This is a genomic window from Bradyrhizobium sp. KZN70725 (assembly GCF_055264925.1).
This window is the reverse complement of sequence record NZ_JBUYWT010000244.1, coordinates 1-216: the sequence shown is the minus strand read 5'-3', so window position 1 is coordinate 216 and position 216 is coordinate 1. Positions and strand designations below refer to the sequence as shown.

Sequence of the window (216 nt, the reverse complement as noted above, 5' to 3'; positions counted from 1 at the left end):
CGTCGAGCCGATATCCCCAGAAGCATCGAAATCCTCGTGCCGCCAGAGAACTTGCCGATCCTAAGCTGGCTCGGTATCAAACCGTCAAAATCACTGTGACGAGCCACTAGCCGCGTCGGCAAGCCCGGCTGTCCCGACCCTGCTTGGCACACCGAACTGAAGCGCTCATTCAGGATGTTCCAGTCGATCAGCGCTGCCAACCGCACCAGCGGATGA

The 216-nt window shown here is 59.3% G+C and carries 1 protein-coding gene; it reads right to left on the bottom strand.

The window, feature by feature from the left end:
- Window positions 1-216 (bottom strand): hypothetical protein (locus ACZBJS_RS42910; protein ID WP_463440382.1); only part of this gene is annotated, 216 nt, incomplete at both ends.